Raw genomic sequence first — 16,022 nt, forward strand, 5'->3', positions numbered from 1 at the left:
CAAGGGAACAGCTTTCTCACTTATAATTAAAGATTCCCCCTGCCAACTTATCAGCTAGCTTAGGAAAGAGAGTATAAAACTTATGGGCTAGGTTCAATAAAACTGGGAGATTGAGTTCCCGTTTGTTTTTTCCTATGGTTTTGACAATCTTTCTAGCGACTGCATCTGGTTCTAAGAGAAAGCGGTCAACCGACTTGAGGTAGGTCCCATCTGGGTCTGCCTGGTCAAAAAAGGCAGTACGAATCGGTCCTGGATTAACCGTCGTGACATAGACACCGTAAGGTATGAGTTCGAGGCGCAGAGCATTTGAAAAACCAATGGCCGCAAACTTGGTTGCCGAGTAAAGGCTGGACTTGCTAGTCGCTATCAAACCTGCCATACTGACGATATTGATGATATGGCCTTTTCGGCTTTCTTTCATACGAGCTGCAAGACGACGAGACAGATTCATCAGGGCAAAGGTATTAACCTCAAACATCTGATGAATGTCCTTGTCAGAGATCCGGTCGAAATCTTCAAATATTCCATATCCAGCGTTGTTGATCAAAACATCAATCTTTCCATAACGGAGATAGAGGTCAGCTACCAGAGCTTCTAGGGCTGAGTCATCAATAATATCGATTTCAATCAATTCCACATTAGAATGATTTCCATATAGTTGGGCTAGTTTTTCTTTGTTTCTACCTAGTAAGATGAGTTGGTCATTTGGCAAGAGTTTGACCATTTCTTGGGCTAAGCCACCGCTAGCACCTGTAATGAGAATTGTAGACATATTTATCCTTTCTCAATCTTCTAAATTTCCACTTCTTCCAAGTCTTTAACCACATGGACATTCTCAAAAACAGTTGCTGCATCTTTCTTGAGCTGGCTGATATCTTTTGAGAGGAAACGAGCACTGATATGGTTGAGCAAGAGGCGTTTGGCACCTGCTTCTGCTGCTACTTGTGCTGCCTGCATATTGGTTGAGTGACCGTGATTGCGGGCAATTTTTTCATCTCCTTTGCCATAAGTCGACTCGTGAACCAAGACATCGGCATTGACAGCTAGACGCACACTGGCATTGGTTTTTCGGGTGTCACCAAGAATAGTGATAATCTTACCTGGACGGGGAGCTGAGATATAGTCAACTGCCCTGATTTCAGTCCCATCCTCGAGAACAACATCCTGACCGTTTTTGATTTTTCCAAAAAGCGGGCCGAACGGAACACCAGCAGCCTTGAGTTTCTCAGCATCCAAGGTACCTTCTAGGTCCTTTTGCATGACACGATAGCCAACACAGAAAATAGTGTGGTCCAACTCCTCTGCATACACAGTGAATTTATCGGTCTCAAGGATTTTCCCTAGAGAATCTTGGTCAAACTCATGAAAATGAATACGGTAAGGCAGGCGAGAACCTGACACACGTAGACTGGTTAAGACAAAGGACTTGATCCCTTGAGGTCCGTAGATGTCCAAATCTGTCTGCTCTTCATTGGCCTGAAAGGCACGGCTAGAAAGGAATCCTGGCAGGCCAAAGATATGGTCTCCATGCAAGTGAGTGATAAATATTTTGCTGACCTTACGTGGTCGGATTGTGGTTTCCAGAATGCGATTTTGAGTTCCTTCTCCACAGTCAAAAAGCCAAACTTCGTTAATCTCGTCCAAGAGTTTCAGAGCGAGACTTGAAACATTGCGGGCTTTAGAGGGCTGACCAGCCCCCGTTCCTAAAAATTGAATATCCATTCGATACTTTCTAATTAATCAATATATAACATGGCTGTGCGGTTTTCCGATCGGAAATAGCGCTTGCCAGAAAAAGCAGTAGCTTCCTGTAATAAATCCTCTTGACTGTAGCCTTTGAGACGTTTGCGACCATCCGCCAAACTTTCCAAATCCGTCAAAGCTGTGAGACTCTCCACGCTAACAACTTCCTCATCCCCGACAGGCTTCATGTAAATCTTTCCAGACTCTTCAAAGACAAGTTGATGGGGGAAAATTTGCGCAATCTCAAAAAGCAAGTCATCCGAGATTTCCTCTTCATTTTCAGAGAAAATCCGCCCCAGGCCCTCACTCTCATAGCAAAACCCAAAGGATTTACCAGACAGATTAAGACGAATAAAAGGCTTGTTTTCAAAGGTGAAACTTGGCTTAGTATTGTAGAGGTTCAGTTCCTGACTGACTTCTGAAAAATAATCCGTCGCAGCTTCAGGACTCTTTTTCTGGTAGAGTTCAGCAAAGTAGGCATTGACGACACTCGGAGGAGGTGTGATGAGAGCCAACTGCTCTTGCTCTGTTTTGCCAGCTAGAAGTTGATCTAGATAGACCTTATCCAGACTTGTATAACCTCCATACTTTAGAGCCAACGTTTTAATATCAGTCATAAAATTCCTCTAACCTCCATTTATTTTTCTCGGAAATGTAGCCTGTAATCACTTCTCCATCATCTTGGTAGTCACGTTCTTCAAGAATCGCCACACTTTCTAGATCATGTATCTTGTAAGACTTAGAAAAAGGCACGCGCAGGGTAAAGACTTCAAAAATCTCCTTGATCTTCTCCAAAAACAATGCTTGCAAGTTCTCACGACTATCCTCAGACTTGGCAGAAATGAGGGCATACGGCGTTTGAGTAGGCGTGAAATTCTCCACCAAATCCGCTTTATTATAAAGGGTCAGACGAGGAATATCCTCCATATCCAAGTCTTTCATGATAGACAGAACCGTTTTTTCATGCTCCTCGTGATAAGGATTGCTGGCATCGATGACATGAACCAGAAGGTCTACATGCTTGCTTTCTTCCAAAGTCGACTTGAAACTGGATACCAATTCAGTCGGTAAATCTTGGATAAAGCCAACCGTATCAGTTAAAGTCACCTGTAGATTGCCTCCCAGATGGATGCTTTTAGTTGTCGCATCCAGGGTCGCAAACAATTCATCAGCCTCATACTGGGTCTTGCTGGTCAAGGTGTTCATGATGGTTGATTTCCCAGCATTGGTGTAACCAATCAAACCAATCTTAAAGGTACTCGACTCCAGACGCTTTTCTCTGACTGTCGCCCGATTTTTCTCAACCACCTTGAGCTGGCGCTCGATATCTGTGATTTGATTGCGAACACTACGACGGTTCAGTTCCAGCTGGCTTTCACCAGGTCCACGGGAACCAATTCCCCCAGCCTGACGGCTGAGCATAATCCCCTGACCAACCAAGCGAGGTAAGAGATACTTGAGCTGGGCCAGGTGGACTTGGAGCTTCCCTTCATGGCTTCGAGCCCGCATAGCAAAGATATCCAAAATCAACTGCATACGGTCAATAACCTTAACTCCCAGAACTTCTTCTAGATTGACATTTTGCCGTGGAGTCAAACGATTATTGACAATGACAGTAGTAATTTCTTCTGCATCCACCATCCGCGCAATCTCTTCCAACTTACCAGAGCCAACAAAGGTCTTGGAGTCATACTTTTCCCGTTTTTGCCTGTAGCTATCCACAACGACTGCCCCAGCTGTCTTGGCTAGACTGGCCAATTCTTCCATAGAAAGGTCAAAATTGTCCATGCCCTGCAATTCCACACCGATAAGCAGGACCCGTTCCTCTTTTTTCTCCGTTTTAATCATCTAAAAACTCCTCTATCTGGCTTAAAATGCGGTCCTGCACGCCAGGCTCTCCTATCTGATAAAAGGTGACCTGCATGCGATTACGGAACCAGGTCAACTGACGCTTGGCAAAACGACGAGTCGCCTGTTTGAGACTCTCGCTTGCTTCCTCAAGAGTTTGCTCCCCACGGAAATAAGGAAAGAGTTCCTTGTAGCCAATGCCTTTGGCTGCCTGCACATCTGGATAATTTTCAAAAAGCCACTTAGCTTCACTCAAAAGCCCAGCATCAAACATCAGATCTACTCGGCGATTGATACGTTCATAAAGCTGGCTGCGCTCATCGTCCAAGCAGATAATCAGAGGTTCATAGGGACTTTCCTGATTTTCCAAATCCTGACCAAAATGAGCAATTTCCAAGGCGCGCATAGCACGACGACGGTTAAACTGGGGAATTTCAAGGCCTACTTTCTCCACAAGATGGGCTAATTCCTCATCTGATAAAGGCTCTAAACTAGCTCGATAGGCTAAAATATCCTCATGAGGTGTTTTCCCACCTAGATGATAGCCTTCAAGCAAGCTCTGAATATAAAGCCCTGTGCCACCAGCAATAATAGCAAGCTTACCACGGCTTTGAATATCCTCAATAGCCTTCTTAGCTTCTGAAACAAAATCAAAAGCCGAGTAAGACTCGGTCACCTCTCTGACATCAATCAAATGATGAGGAACAGCGGCTTGCTCCTCTGGGCTAGCCTTGGCCGTCCCAATATCCAACCCTCTGTATACTTGCTGACTGTCGCCACTGACCACCTCTCCACCAAAGCGCTTGGCCACTTCAATAGCAAGGGCTGTCTTCCCAACAGCAGTCGGTCCAACAATCACAATTATTTTTGTTTTCATCTTTTTTCCTTGAAAAATTCCCATTTTTTCGTTACTATTATTATATCACAAAAAGGTCAGTCAGAAAAATGCTACCTCTTGAGGAGCCTGACTGTTCGGGAAGATAAAGGAGGAAGACTCATGGCTAAAGGATTCGCTAAAGGTCTTGTAACAGGTGTCGCAGGCACTGTCGCTGCCGTTGCAGGTGCAGTATACGCAATTAAAAAGAAAGTGATTGAGCCAGAAGAGCAAAAAGCAGCTTTCATCAAAGAAAACCGCAAGAAAGCAGCTCGCCGCCGCGTATCACATTAAGCAACAAAAGAAGTTGAGCAATCTCAACTTCTTTTTTATTTTCTTAAATAGCTAGATCAAACTTCAGTTGCGGCTTAACCGGATCATAGTCAACCAACTCAAAGTCTTCCGCTTTGATATCAAAGAAATTGGTTCTATCAGGAACATTTAAAACCAAGCGTGGTTGGCAGTTTGACGGCTCACGGCGGAGCAATTCCTCTGCTTGTTCAAACTGATTATCATAGATATGAAGGTTGTTGATAAAGTAGAAGAACTTCCCAACCTTCCAGCCGAAATGCTTGGCAATCATCATCTGAAGAGCCACATACTGCATAGCGTTAATGTGGTGGGCCACCAACATATCGTTAGAACGCTGGGTCAAGGTCGCATCCAGATAGATTTCTCCATCTACTCGACGGACATCAAACATGGTCTGAAAGGCGCATGGAAGGAGGCCGTCTGTCTCCTCAAATGCTTGGTAATCCCAGAGTGAGATGATATTGCGACGATTCCAAGGATTGGCTTCCAGCTGCTTGAGAATCTTATTAATGATATCGTGTTTCTTAACGACTGCCCCATAACGCTCACCAATAGTTCCCGTATCTCCCACTTCCCAGTCATTCCAGTAGTGAACATTGTACTTGTTATTCAGCACTTCTAGGCTATTAGACTGATCTTGGTAAATCCAGAGTACTTCCTTGATGGCGGATTTGATTGCAATGGGACGCAAGGTTGTGATGGGAAATTCCCCTTTAGACAAATCATACTCCGCAAAGGCACCCGTTACGTACTTAGAATTAGCAACAGTCCCATCTTTGTACTTGGGACGAGCCTGCTCAGAAAAGACACCGTCTTTGAGGATTCGTTCAATATTCTCTTTAAAAATCGTATCTGCTTTTGTCATTTACTCTCACCTCATTTATTTCCTAACTAGTATAGCATAAAAAAAGAAAGGAGGAAAATCACTGGCTTTAAAGTAGTGTTTTTCTCCTTTTATAATCCTATTGCAATACAAGTGATGCTGCTCCGATAACTCCAGCGTCATTTCCTAGAGTTGCAAGAGCCAATTTAGTAGATGTACGTACTTGTGGGAAGGTATTTTCGTCATAAACCTTTTGAACACCTTGTAGAAGGAATTCTCCCGCAGCTGACACACCACCACCGATAACGATCGTTGAAGGGTTGAGGATTGAGCCGATGTTGGCACAAGCGATTCCCAAGTAACGTGAGAAGTTACGGTAAACGATCAAAGCAAGGTCGTCTCCTTCTTTTGCAAGGTCGAAGACAGTTTTAGCAGTTACTTCTTCACCGTCGTCAATCAAGCGTTTCAAGGCTGCATCGCCTTCATATTCATCAGCGTAACGACGAGTCAAGTTGACAATCCCTGTTGCTGAAGCAACTGTCTCAAGACAGCCTTTTTTACCACAGGTACATGCGATTGGTTGGTCAAAGTCAACAGTGATGTGACCAAGCTCACCGGCAGCACCAGCAACACCGTGGAGCAGTTTTCCTTCTGCAACGATACCGCCGCCAACACCGGTACCAAGTGTCATAAAGACAACGTCTGGTTGGTTTTCACCAGCACCCATCCAGCGCTCACCAAGAGCAGCAACGTTGGCATCATTATCAATGAAGAATGGAATCCCCAAGGCTTTTTCAATCTTTTCTTTAATCGGTTGAAGGGTTTTCCAGTTGAGGTTGTAGGCACCGATAACAGTCCCTTTTTCACGGTCAACCACACCAGGTGATCCCATCCCAATGCCTCGGAAGTCTGTAGCTGACAATCCAAGCAAGTCCAAACGATGCTGAATAGACTCAATCATATCATCTACAATATGGCTTCCTTCGTCCAAAATATTGGTCTTAATAGACCATTTTTCTTGAATTTCTCCCTCTTGAGTTAAAATTGCAAACTTGATAGATGTCCCACCAAGGTCAATCCCAATAATCTTTTGACTCATCGTCTTCTCCTTTTTAATTGAAAATGCTTACAGATATAGTATAACAAAATCGTTTGTTTTGTGCAAAGGTTTGCATTAACTTCCTAGAAATTATTCTGATTTATGGTTTCCAAAGGCCAGAACCATCTACGTAGTATCTGCCACCATCAACTCGCTCATTCTTTGCCATTTTACCATCTGATTTCAAATAGTAATTCCCTTGCCAAGTATTACGAGCGTATGAACCATCTGATTTCAAGTAGTACCAGGATTGATAAGAAGAGTCATAAATCCATTCACTTTGAGCCATTTTACCGTTCGCTTTGAGATAAAAAGCGCCTTGCCAAGCATTGTTGGCATAAGATCCATCTGATTTCAAATAATACCAAGCTTGGTATGATGAATCATAAATCCATTCACTTTGAGCCATCTTTCCGTTTGCTTTAAGGTAGTAACTTCCTATCCATGTGTTTCGTGCATATGAACCATCCGATTTGAGATAATACCATCCTTTGTAATATGAGTCATATATCCACTCACTCTGAGCCATTGTTCCATCTGATTTGAGATAGTAATCTCCTTTCCAAGAATTGGTTACTGGATTACCATTGTCAGAATAATAATACCAATATCCATCCTGCTTAACCCATCCACTAGAAGAAACTCTATTCTGTGGACTAGATTGGCGTGGTTTAAAAACACCTCGAGGAGCTTTTGAGCGTTCACAGGCAACTCCATCACCATCTTTGTCTAGTCTTGAAGAATATCCAGGCTCTCCTCTATGGATATCAGAATAACCATTTTCCCACGCTTCTGTACAATTTGAAAAGTGAATTGTATCATTAGCAAAAGTCGGTTGAGCGAACATCATCAACGCAGAAAAGCTAGCCAGACCTGCTTTAAAAAGAACTGTTTTTTTCATCATTTCCTCCCATAAAATGACATCGTTTTCCTCTTATTTTATCAAACTTAATCCAACAATTCAACATATCCATTATGTTTTTTAGTTTATGAAGTTTATTTAGAATTCACTTCCAACTCATACAAACCTCTGACTGCGTTACAGCCATAGACAGCTTCTGCTTGGTTCAAGTCTGCCAAAGTCAAGACTTTTTCATCTACCTGTCCTATTTCTAGCAAATGCTGGCGGTAAATCCCTGGCAAAATTCCTAGACTGGTAGGCGGTGTGTAGAATTTACCATTAATTTTTAAGACCAGATTTCCAATAGAGGTCTCAAGTAGTTCTCCTGACTTATTGTGGTAAATCTTCTCTTGCTCTCCTAGGCTTAAATGTGGTCTATGAGTTGTTTTAAAGTAGGTAAATGATTGATTCAAATCTGCTTCTTGCAGACAAAGTTTGGCTTTGCAGAAACTTGGACTGAGGGGTGTTAAGATTTGGCGACTGAGTTCCATCTCTCCAGACTTGCTGATAGTAATTCGCAAGCGATAGTCTTGGTGGGAATCACAAGCTTGACACTCTTCCTCTATCTTTTGTCTCAGTTCTTCTGGGTCAAAAGGAAAGGAAAAATAGCGACTCACCTTTGTCAATCTTTTCAGATGTTGATCTTCAAATAGCAAACGTTTCTGGCTGATTTTCCCTGTAGTAATCAATTTGAAACGAGCTTGTTTACGATAGAGAACAGCCGCCTTTTGATGCACTTCACGGTATTCAGACTCCCAGGTGCTATCCCAAGTAATCCCGCCTCCAACTCCATAAATGGCTTGGCCCTTGTGAAGTTGAATGGTCCGAATGGCGACATTGAAAATTCGTCGCCCATTTGGAAGTAAGAGACCAATCGTTCCGCAGTAGACTCCACGCGGTTTAGGCTCCAAGTCCTTGATGATTTCCATGGTCGCAATTTTCGGTGCTCCTGTGATAGATCCACAAGGAAAGAGAGAGCGAAAAATGGCAACCAAGTCCACATCCTCTCGCAACTGACTCTTGATGGTAGAAGTCATCTGCCAAACAGTCGAATACTGCTCCACTTGGCACAGACGCTCCACATGCTCACTACCCACTTCAGAAATACGGTTCATATCATTGCGCAAGAGATCCACAATCATCATATTTTCAGAGCGATTTTTAGGATCTTGCTCCAACCAAGCTGCCTCTTTCAAATCTTCATCGTCAGTCAGACCACGTTTAGTTGTTCCCTTCATTGGACGAGTCGTTAATTCTCGGTCATTTTGCTCAAAAAAGAGCTCTGGACTCATGGAAATCACTGCCATCTCGTCATGTTCAATATAAGCATTGTAGCCCGCCTCCTGCTCTACCACCATACGATTGTAGATGGCAAAAGGATTGGCGTTTAAGTCTTGCTTGAGTTGGACGGTGTAGTTGACCTGGTAGGTGTCCCCTTGACGCAAATGATAGTGAATCTGGGCAATAGCCTTTTCATAATTTTCTGCAGATGTTTCTTCCTGCCACTTTGAAGGCAGATCTACTTCCTCATAAGTCAGAGGAATAGGCGATGTTTCCACCCTATCGTGAACGGTAAAGTAAAGCAAGTACTCTCCTAGTAGAGGAGCCTTGTGAACTGCTAATTTCTCCTCAAATGCAGGTGCAGCCTCGTAACTGACATAGCCCACCACATAATAGCCTTGCTCTTGGTAGCTTTCCACTTGTGCCAGCAGGTCCGTCACTTCTGCTAAATCTCTCGTTTTTAACTCTTTGATCGGCTGGGTAAAGATGTATCTCTCGCCCAAAGCTTTAAAATCAATCACTGTTTTTCTATGCATATCTTAAGTATAGCACAAAAAGGCAGATACAGACAAAGCTGATCTACCTTTTTTCATTTTACTAGTCCTATCTACTATTTAGTGAATAAATCTCCAGTAAATCCGTCTGATTTCTGCAAGAGTTGTTTGTAAACTTTCCATTTAAGATTCACTGTATTATCAAATTTATTACCTTGAAGGTCTTTTTCAACTGCAGCATCGAATAGCTCTTGAAGTTTTTCATATGTTGAAATCTTTTGACCATCAATTTCAATTTCTACAAAACCTTTCTCAGCTTTAGCTCTGACTTCTTTATACCATTCTTTCTTCCACTCTTCTAATGTATTAAATCTACCTTTAGAAACTTTTTGGATGATAAAGTTATCACCTAGACCTACGTTACCGGCTGCTTTAGATTCTTGTTTATACTTGTTAGATGCATACCCTAAGAATCCATCAAGGTAACCGTAGTAGCCCCACATACGGAATGTATTGTGTTTGAATGAGATTGAGCCAGCCGTACTCTTACTTGTGTTACCACCGTAAATACCAGTCATCATATTCACAACAGTATAAGCAGAATCGAATCCTTCAGTACGGTAATGACCATTACCTGGTAGCCCGTGTTTAGTAGCGAAGTTGTTATCTACAAGTTGATCAATAGCTGTCAGTTTCATACTCTTCTCATCATCATTTAAATCGCGAACTAAATCCCATTGGTGTGGTGCACCTTCTAACTTATTATAGCTAGCTTTTTCGCGATATTTCTTATCGATTTTCTTGAACCACTTATCGTTAGTTCCAGTATTTTTCTTGATGACAGATTCTGCTTCTAAGTAATCAAGCATCATCATTGATTCGTTATAGTTCTTCATGTAGTGATCAATCTTCTCACGACTACTTAACATATTAGGATCATAGTTATAAATTTGTGTACCGTCATTTTTACGTTCGTACGCCATATTCAATCCAAGTGAACCATATTCACCATTATAGTTCGTAAGTGATGGAGATTGTAGCATACCTTGAGCAAATGATTCAATATCTGTTCCTTCACGATGACGCCATGTTCCTAAATAGGCCATACGGTCATTGATATGAGTTGTTTCGTGAGTGAATGCGGATGTACCATAATCACTAATCATACTAGAAATGATGTAGTATACAGCTTCTGAGTTTTGTGGATTAGAGAAGATATAAGCATACGCACCCATACCGTTATATCCGTGCCATTTACCTGTAGGTCCATAGAACTCCCGAACTGGAGCATAGTCACCATTCTTATTATGACCCATTCGGTCAGCCCATCCATTACCTGGAACATCTTGGTTATCCCAAATTGCTGATGGAACCATGTTTTCAGATTTCAACAACTGATTACGTACATTATCAGCAGCAAGTCTTGACCAGAAGTCTAAGTAATTAATTTGCTCTTGAGCACGTAAGTCGATTTCTTTCTTAAACGCTTCACGTTCAGCTTCTGTATTCTTACCATATTTCTCAAATGCACTAAACGCTAGCGTATTGTACGTTGAAATTAAGAACATGTGAGCCTTCTTCGTATTCAGAAGTGGTAAAATGTATCGACCATGTTCACCGTTATTTAAGTTTTCATATAAGTGATATTTCTTATTAGCAAAATCAGGGTTAGATGATTGTTTCTCAACTACATAGTTAGTATGAGAAATAGCTTTCTTATACCATACATTCATATCAGTATCTTCTGTAAAGAGTTTCATGTTATATGTTAAGAAGTCATTTAAATTACCTTTACCTGTTGCTCCCGCAATCACATCACGATAAGCATCTTGAGTTCGGTCTCCTTTCAAGAAATGTTCACGTGAACCAATTTGAATCAATCTATCGATAACGCTAACGTTCTTACCATAAAAATCAGGCTTGAACATCATAAGGTCTTTAATGCTCATATCATTGTATTTAAATCCATAATAACGATTTAAATAAGTAAGAGCCATCATAATTTTAGCTTTGTTGTCTTCTACTTTTTTAAGAAGAGCTTTCATGGCAGCTTCATCACTATTCAATTGATGGTCTTCGTTTTCGGCTAAAGCTTTGACTAATTTATCCAAATTAGCTTTCGTTTCTTCAAAGCTTTCTTCAAGGAATAGATTTTTAATATAACCATCTTTACGACCATCAGTATTTTCTTCAGCTTTACCACGTTTGTCCATTAACGCACGCACTTCAGGTGAAATCAATTCAACACCTGATAATTTTGCTTTAATATCGTTGATTAATTGTGTTCTATCTTTAACAACCATATTCGGTGTATAAACGACGTCACCAAGACCTTCGATACTATATTCACGAACTTGTTGGACTTGAGAATCAGCTTTACGTGTGACAACTTTTTCTTCCTTAGTACCATCAGCATAATGAATCATAATATGATCAACATCTGACAAGTCAGTTACAAATTGCCCATCTTTCATACCTGTCACAGATAATACTTCTGTAGTTAATAATTTAGATCCTTCAGGAGTCTTATTACCTTGATTCACAATCCACTCTTTATTGTAGAACGGTTGAAGTTTTTCAACATTTCGGTAAGCAAGTTCACGTTCTGCATTATAATCTTGAGTAGTTTTGTACATGTCTTCTTTATACGCTACGTGATTTAATTTATCAGTCAAATATGGTGTGATTTCATATTTATCGGCTGTGATATTGAATGAAGCAATACGTTTATCCGCTTCTGCTTGGTCGACACCCTTAATCTGTTTTGAACGGTTATAAGAAACGTTACCTGATGCAACATCGTTCACATACACATTGTTCTTGAAGTAATCAAATCCGAAGTATGGGTCACCTGAGTCAACTGACCCTGAACCATACATCATTTCACCATTTGTCACTTTCATCATGCTGACGTTATTTTCAACCCAACCCCAGTCATAGTTTTCGTGAATTAAACCACCGCTTTGATTATTGGTTTTGAGTGTCAATGTCCCTTTGACCACAGATTTAGTTAAACGACCTTTTTGTTTAACATCATTTGGATTCCCACCATGGTTGACTTTGGCAATCAATCCACCAAATTTAGCATTGTTGGCTTTAATGTCAGCTTCAACATAAGAACTATCTACATTGCTTCTCCAGCTTTCACTTACAAGTCCACCAGACCACCAACCTTTGTTACCCACGCTTTCGATTTTACCGATAAAGGCTACATTACGCATATTGGATTCATCTAGTTTGTTGACCATACCTGTAACGTCGTTATTACCAACCACATTACCCGTAACCTTAATATTCTCAATCGTTGAGTTCTTAAACATATCTCCAAGTGGAGCTGTTTTATCAGCCCACGGCATATTGATATTCACATTACCAAAGTTGATGTCATGAATATGAGCATTTTCAACACGGTTGAACAATGGTCGAGCTAGATTGTGAATGGTATAACGTTTATCACCTTCACTATACAACTTACCTTTAAAAATGTTCGTCACGTATTGTTTATTCGGAGTCGGAACATTTGCTGCATTAAGATCCGCACCAAGTTTAAACTCACCCGTTGGGTTAGCTTGCATATCTTTTACAAGCTCATTGAAGTTGTAATATACATTACCTTCTTTTAATTTTTGTTTTTCAAAGTAATGAACATACTCTTCACTGAAAGTATCATCTGCTCTACGTTGAACTAAGTTTGGAGCTTTTGCTACCACTTTGTACAATGTTTTTCCATCGACAACCACTTCTTCAACAGAACTTACCGTAAGTCTTGTTGTCTTATTATCATGAGTTGTCACTCGTAAGTAAAGTGGAGCAACGTCTGTCGGTTTTTCAGTAAGTAAGCTCTTATCTGTTTCAACACCAGCATCATCCACACTCATCAAGCTTGTTTCTTTAATGTTTTTGATTTCAACTTTTTTAAGGTCAAGTCTTAGCGGTTCTTCTTTCAGAACCTCTTCCTCATCACCCTCACCACGGTCATAAACCATCTTCGTTTCAAGTTTATAATCCTTGTAGTACTGTAAATCTGTCAGGGTAGTTGTCAAGTCGTCTGGTGAAACATTCAAGGTTTTGACAATCTCATCACCTTTTTTCAGAGTTAAGGTAATAGATTTAATGGCTGCCTTACTTGGATTTTCTAGACTATACTTAACATCTGAAGTACGCTTCAAATCCTTAGGCTCAACTGCTGTGATGGTCAATACTGGTTTTTCAAAGGTCTTGGTACCACGTTTCAAAATTTTGTCTTGAGGTGCCTCAAGGATTTCCTCTGTAACTTTTGGAGCGTCCTCTGTTTTAACTCCCTTAATGGTATTAAAGGTCTTGGTGATTTTTTTCTGGCCTTCTTTTCCTTCTTGAGCTACAACTTCTAAGCCTTTTTTCAGTTGGTCATCTTCTTTAACAACTTCCTTAAATGGAATCTTTTCAAGACTTTCTTCTACAAGAGTTCCTTCAATTGGTTTTGTCCCACGACTTACCTGTTGGTTTACAGGCTCCTTGGTAACTTCTGTGCTAGTTGAAAGAATTTGGTCAGTTTTAACACCTTCTACTGTTTTATAAGTTGTTTTAGTAACTTGACTACCTTTTTCACCATTTCTTACGACAGTTTCTTCGTCCGTATACTTGGTTGGATCCTCAGTCGTTTCAGTTTTGTAGTCTAGGTCTGTAGTCGATGTTTCAACAAGGGTTCCCTCAGTTACTTTGTACTCAGGTAACTGTTCTTGTACAAGAGCTTGACCTACTTTACCTTCCTCTTGTGTACCTTTTACTTCTACTGGAGCATCTGGTAATGCAGGTTGAGTTAAAGCTTGACCTTCTTTGCCAGATTCTTGAGTTCCTTTGGCATCTATCGTAGCTTCTGGTAAGGATGGTTGCGTTAAGGATTGACCTTCTTTACCTGCCTCTTGAGTTCCTTTAGACTCTACTGTAACCTCTGGTAATTCGGGTTGCGTTAAAGATTGACCTTCTTTGCCTTCTTCTTGCGTACCTTTAGCTACTTGGTGAGTTGGTTCAGCTTGTGGTACTGGAGTTGGAGCAGGTTGCACCTCTTTCTTAGTTCCGACTGCAATGACTTGCGACACAGGTTTTTGAACCACTTGGTCTTCGATGACTTCTCTAACTTCTTGACCGTTAACCATCGAAACTTTGGTTACAAGACGACGCTGACCATTTACTCCGGCTGTGACGATATGAGTCTGTCCTTCTGCTAGATTAGCATCTGGGCTTGTGACCGTTTCAAAAGGAATCTCTACCAAGCTCTCTTCCTGTCTAGCCTGAGGCTTCTCAGAAACTGGTTTTTCTTCAACCGCAGGCGCAACTGGATTCTCTACTACAGATTTTTCGACGGCAATTTCCGAAGCAACAGCAGGTCTTTCCTGAGTTACTCCTGTTTTCTCGATTTCATTTGAACTTTGCTTTTCTACTGGCAACTGAGACTTTTCAGCTGAAGCTGGTCTTGATGGATGGAGTTCCGCTTCCTTGAAGTAACCGATGTACTCATAGCCATCAATATGGATAATCCCTTCAGCCAAGCCTTCATGTGTAGAGGCTGAAATAGTTTGGTTATAAGAAAGCAATTCTTTATTTTCAAATGCAAAGGTAGTAAAAGGTACAAAATTGCTGACGCCGATAGAGCTAATTAACAGAATACCAAGTACTTTACTACGGTGTTTCTTAGAAACTAATAGAACCGCTAGTGAGGCTGTTGCCAATCCAAGACCTGCCAAAGCTAGTTCCTTACTTCCTGTGTAAGGAAGTTGTTGACTGTTAGTTGCCTTCTTACGATAAACTACATAAAGAATATCATCATCTTGAAATTCTGCTGGAACCTCATGGTGAATCAAGGCTTTTTCAGACTCAGTCAATTCCTGCTCCGCCAGATAACGGTAATGAACGCTATGAGCTCCACCAACTTCATTGGCTTGCACCTTATCTACTGAAAAGGTACTAGCACCAAAAAGGAAGGCCCCGATGGCTGCAGGACCTACCCCAACAGTTAGCTTACGAATCGAATATTTGGTGATTTTTTCTAGTTGTTGTTTTGTTTTTCTCATTCTCACGACTTTCTGATAGAATCTTGTGGATACTGCGCACGCGCACCTCCGATTAGTTTGGGACGACTAGCTAGAGCTGTTACATGGGCATGCCCAATTTCTCTCAAAAGAGGGCGAATCGGAACCTGAACATGCTTAACATGCATGCCAATCGCAGTATCTCCGATATCCAGTCCAGCATGGGCCTTAATAAATTCAACCTCAACTGGATCCTGCATAAACTTGAAGGCTGCCAACTGACCTGAACCTCCTGCATGAAGAGTCGGAAGGACACTAACAATTTCCAGGCCAAACTGCTCTGCCACCTGACGTTCAACAACGAGGGCACGATTAACATGTTCACAACCTTGAACAGCTAGATGAATTCCTTTTTCCTCTAGGATATCTAGGATGGTTTTCACGATGATTTTCCCAATTTCTTGACTGGATTCCTTGCCAATCTGACCACCCATCACCTCACTAGAAGAAAGGCCCAAAACAAAGATAGCTCCTTGCTTCAAATTAGCCTTGTCTATTACATCTTCTACAATCTGGCTTGTTGCTCTTTGAATGTCTTTTTCCTTCATACTTGATACCTCTTTTGTCACTATCTATCAT

The 16,022-nt window shown here is 41.3% G+C and carries 12 protein-coding genes; 1 reads left to right on the forward strand and 11 read right to left on the reverse strand.

What is annotated here, in order from left to right; translation table 11 throughout:
- Nucleotides 1–16 precede the first annotated feature (16 nt).
- Genes ATE37_RS08525 through miaA form a run of 5 tightly spaced genes read right to left on the reverse strand, consistent with a single transcriptional unit; the run spans nucleotide 17 to nucleotide 4,468 of the window.
- Nucleotides 17–772, reverse strand: a complete 756-nt coding sequence (locus ATE37_RS08525) for an SDR family NAD(P)-dependent oxidoreductase (RefSeq protein WP_084868720.1) — start codon at nucleotides 770–772, stop codon at nucleotides 17–19.
- A gap of 20 nt (nucleotides 773–792) precedes the next feature.
- Nucleotides 793–1,722: a ribonuclease Z gene (gene rnz / locus ATE37_RS08530; protein ID WP_084868721.1), complete on the reverse strand. Its 930-nt coding sequence runs from the start codon at nucleotides 1,720–1,722 to the stop codon at nucleotides 793–795.
- 14 nt (nucleotides 1,723–1,736) lie between these two features.
- Nucleotides 1,737–2,360: a cystathionine beta-lyase gene (locus ATE37_RS08535; protein ID WP_084868722.1), complete on the reverse strand. Its 624-nt coding sequence runs from the start codon at nucleotides 2,358–2,360 to the stop codon at nucleotides 1,737–1,739.
- Nucleotides 2,353–3,591 (reverse strand): GTPase HflX, encoded by a 1,239-nt coding sequence (gene hflX / locus ATE37_RS08540; RefSeq protein WP_084868723.1) that lies wholly within the window; start codon nucleotides 3,589–3,591, stop codon nucleotides 2,353–2,355. Before hflX ends, ATE37_RS08535 begins: the two co-directional genes overlap by 8 nt.
- Nucleotides 3,584–4,468: a tRNA (adenosine(37)-N6)-dimethylallyltransferase MiaA gene (miaA, locus tag ATE37_RS08545; protein WP_084868724.1), complete on the reverse strand. Its 885-nt coding sequence runs from the start codon at nucleotides 4,466–4,468 to the stop codon at nucleotides 3,584–3,586. The genes hflX and miaA overlap by 8 nt, the downstream gene beginning before the upstream one ends.
- A gap of 120 nt (nucleotides 4,469–4,588) precedes the next feature.
- Here miaA and ATE37_RS08550 point away from each other — a divergent pair, with 120 nt between their 5' ends.
- A complete protein-coding gene (locus ATE37_RS08550; RefSeq protein ID WP_084859399.1) occupies nucleotides 4,589–4,759 on the forward strand; it encodes a DUF3042 family protein in 171 nt (56 codons plus the stop codon).
- Nucleotides 4,760–4,802: 43 nt separating this feature from the next.
- Here the strand turns inward: ATE37_RS08550 and ATE37_RS08555 are convergent, their stop codons facing one another.
- From ATE37_RS08555 to ATE37_RS08580, 6 genes are all read right to left on the reverse strand, one after another.
- On the reverse strand, nucleotides 4,803–5,642 hold the full coding sequence (locus tag ATE37_RS08555; RefSeq protein WP_084868725.1) for a thymidylate synthase: 840 nt from the start codon (nucleotides 5,640–5,642) through the stop codon (nucleotides 4,803–4,805).
- 97 nt (nucleotides 5,643–5,739) lie between these two features.
- Nucleotides 5,740–6,699, reverse strand: a complete 960-nt coding sequence (locus tag ATE37_RS08560; protein ID WP_000078551.1) for an ROK family glucokinase — start codon at nucleotides 6,697–6,699, stop codon at nucleotides 5,740–5,742.
- A 100-nt stretch (nucleotides 6,700–6,799) separates the two neighbouring features.
- Complete coding sequence (locus ATE37_RS08565) at nucleotides 6,800–7,600, reverse strand: excalibur calcium-binding domain-containing protein (protein ID WP_084868726.1); 801 nt, start codon at nucleotides 7,598–7,600, stop codon at nucleotides 6,800–6,802.
- A gap of 95 nt (nucleotides 7,601–7,695) precedes the next feature.
- Nucleotides 7,696–9,417 carry an aminodeoxychorismate synthase component I gene (pabB, locus tag ATE37_RS08570; RefSeq protein ID WP_084868727.1) on the reverse strand — a complete coding sequence of 574 codons (1,722 nt, stop codon included), beginning with the start codon at nucleotides 9,415–9,417 and terminating at the stop codon, nucleotides 7,696–7,698.
- 74 nt (nucleotides 9,418–9,491) lie between these two features.
- A complete protein-coding gene (locus tag ATE37_RS08575; RefSeq protein WP_084868728.1) occupies nucleotides 9,492–15,425 on the reverse strand; it encodes a ZmpA/ZmpB/ZmpC family metallo-endopeptidase in 5,934 nt (1,977 codons plus the stop codon).
- A gap of 2 nt (nucleotides 15,426–15,427) precedes the next feature.
- Entirely contained in the window at nucleotides 15,428–15,991 is a 564-nt protein-coding gene (locus ATE37_RS08580; protein ID WP_180382785.1) for a TIGR01440 family protein, read from the reverse strand.
- Between the last annotated feature and the right edge of the window lie 31 nt (nucleotides 15,992–16,022).

Source organism: Streptococcus oralis subsp. tigurinus, from assembly GCF_002093575.1.
Lineage (GTDB): Bacteria > Bacillota > Bacilli > Lactobacillales > Streptococcaceae > Streptococcus > Streptococcus oralis_CH.

Bases quoted from the DNA above. Each gene is read 5' to 3' on its own strand.
- ATE37_RS08525 (WP_084868720.1), bottom strand. From the start codon at position 772: ATGTCTACAATTCTCATTACAGGTGCTAGCGGTGGCTTAGCCCAAGAA.
- ATE37_RS08555 (WP_084868725.1), bottom strand. From the start codon at position 5,642: ATGACAAAAGCAGATACGATTTTTAAAGAGAATATTGAACGAATCCTC.
- ATE37_RS08565 (WP_084868726.1), bottom strand. From the start codon at position 7,600: ATGAAAAAAACAGTTCTTTTTAAAGCAGGTCTGGCTAGCTTTTCTGCG.
- ATE37_RS08535 (WP_084868722.1), bottom strand. From the start codon at position 2,360: ATGACTGATATTAAAACGTTGGCTCTAAAGTATGGAGGTTATACAAGT.
- ATE37_RS08575 (WP_084868728.1), bottom strand. From the start codon at position 15,425: ATGAGAAAAACAAAACAACAACTAGAAAAAATCACCAAATATTCGATT.
- ATE37_RS08560 (WP_000078551.1), bottom strand. From the start codon at position 6,699: ATGAGTCAAAAGATTATTGGGATTGACCTTGGTGGGACATCTATCAAG.
- ATE37_RS08550 (WP_084859399.1), top strand. From the start codon at position 4,589: ATGGCTAAAGGATTCGCTAAAGGTCTTGTAACAGGTGTCGCAGGCACT.
- pabB (WP_084868727.1), bottom strand. From the start codon at position 9,417: ATGCATAGAAAAACAGTGATTGATTTTAAAGCTTTGGGCGAGAGATAC.
- ATE37_RS08580 (WP_180382785.1), bottom strand. From the start codon at position 15,991: ATGAAGGAAAAAGACATTCAAAGAGCAACAAGCCAGATTGTAGAAGAT.
- miaA (WP_084868724.1), bottom strand. From the start codon at position 4,468: ATGAAAACAAAAATAATTGTGATTGTTGGACCGACTGCTGTTGGGAAG.
- rnz (WP_084868721.1), bottom strand. From the start codon at position 1,722: ATGGATATTCAATTTTTAGGAACGGGGGCTGGTCAGCCCTCTAAAGCC.
- hflX (WP_084868723.1), bottom strand. From the start codon at position 3,591: ATGATTAAAACGGAGAAAAAAGAGGAACGGGTCCTGCTTATCGGTGTG.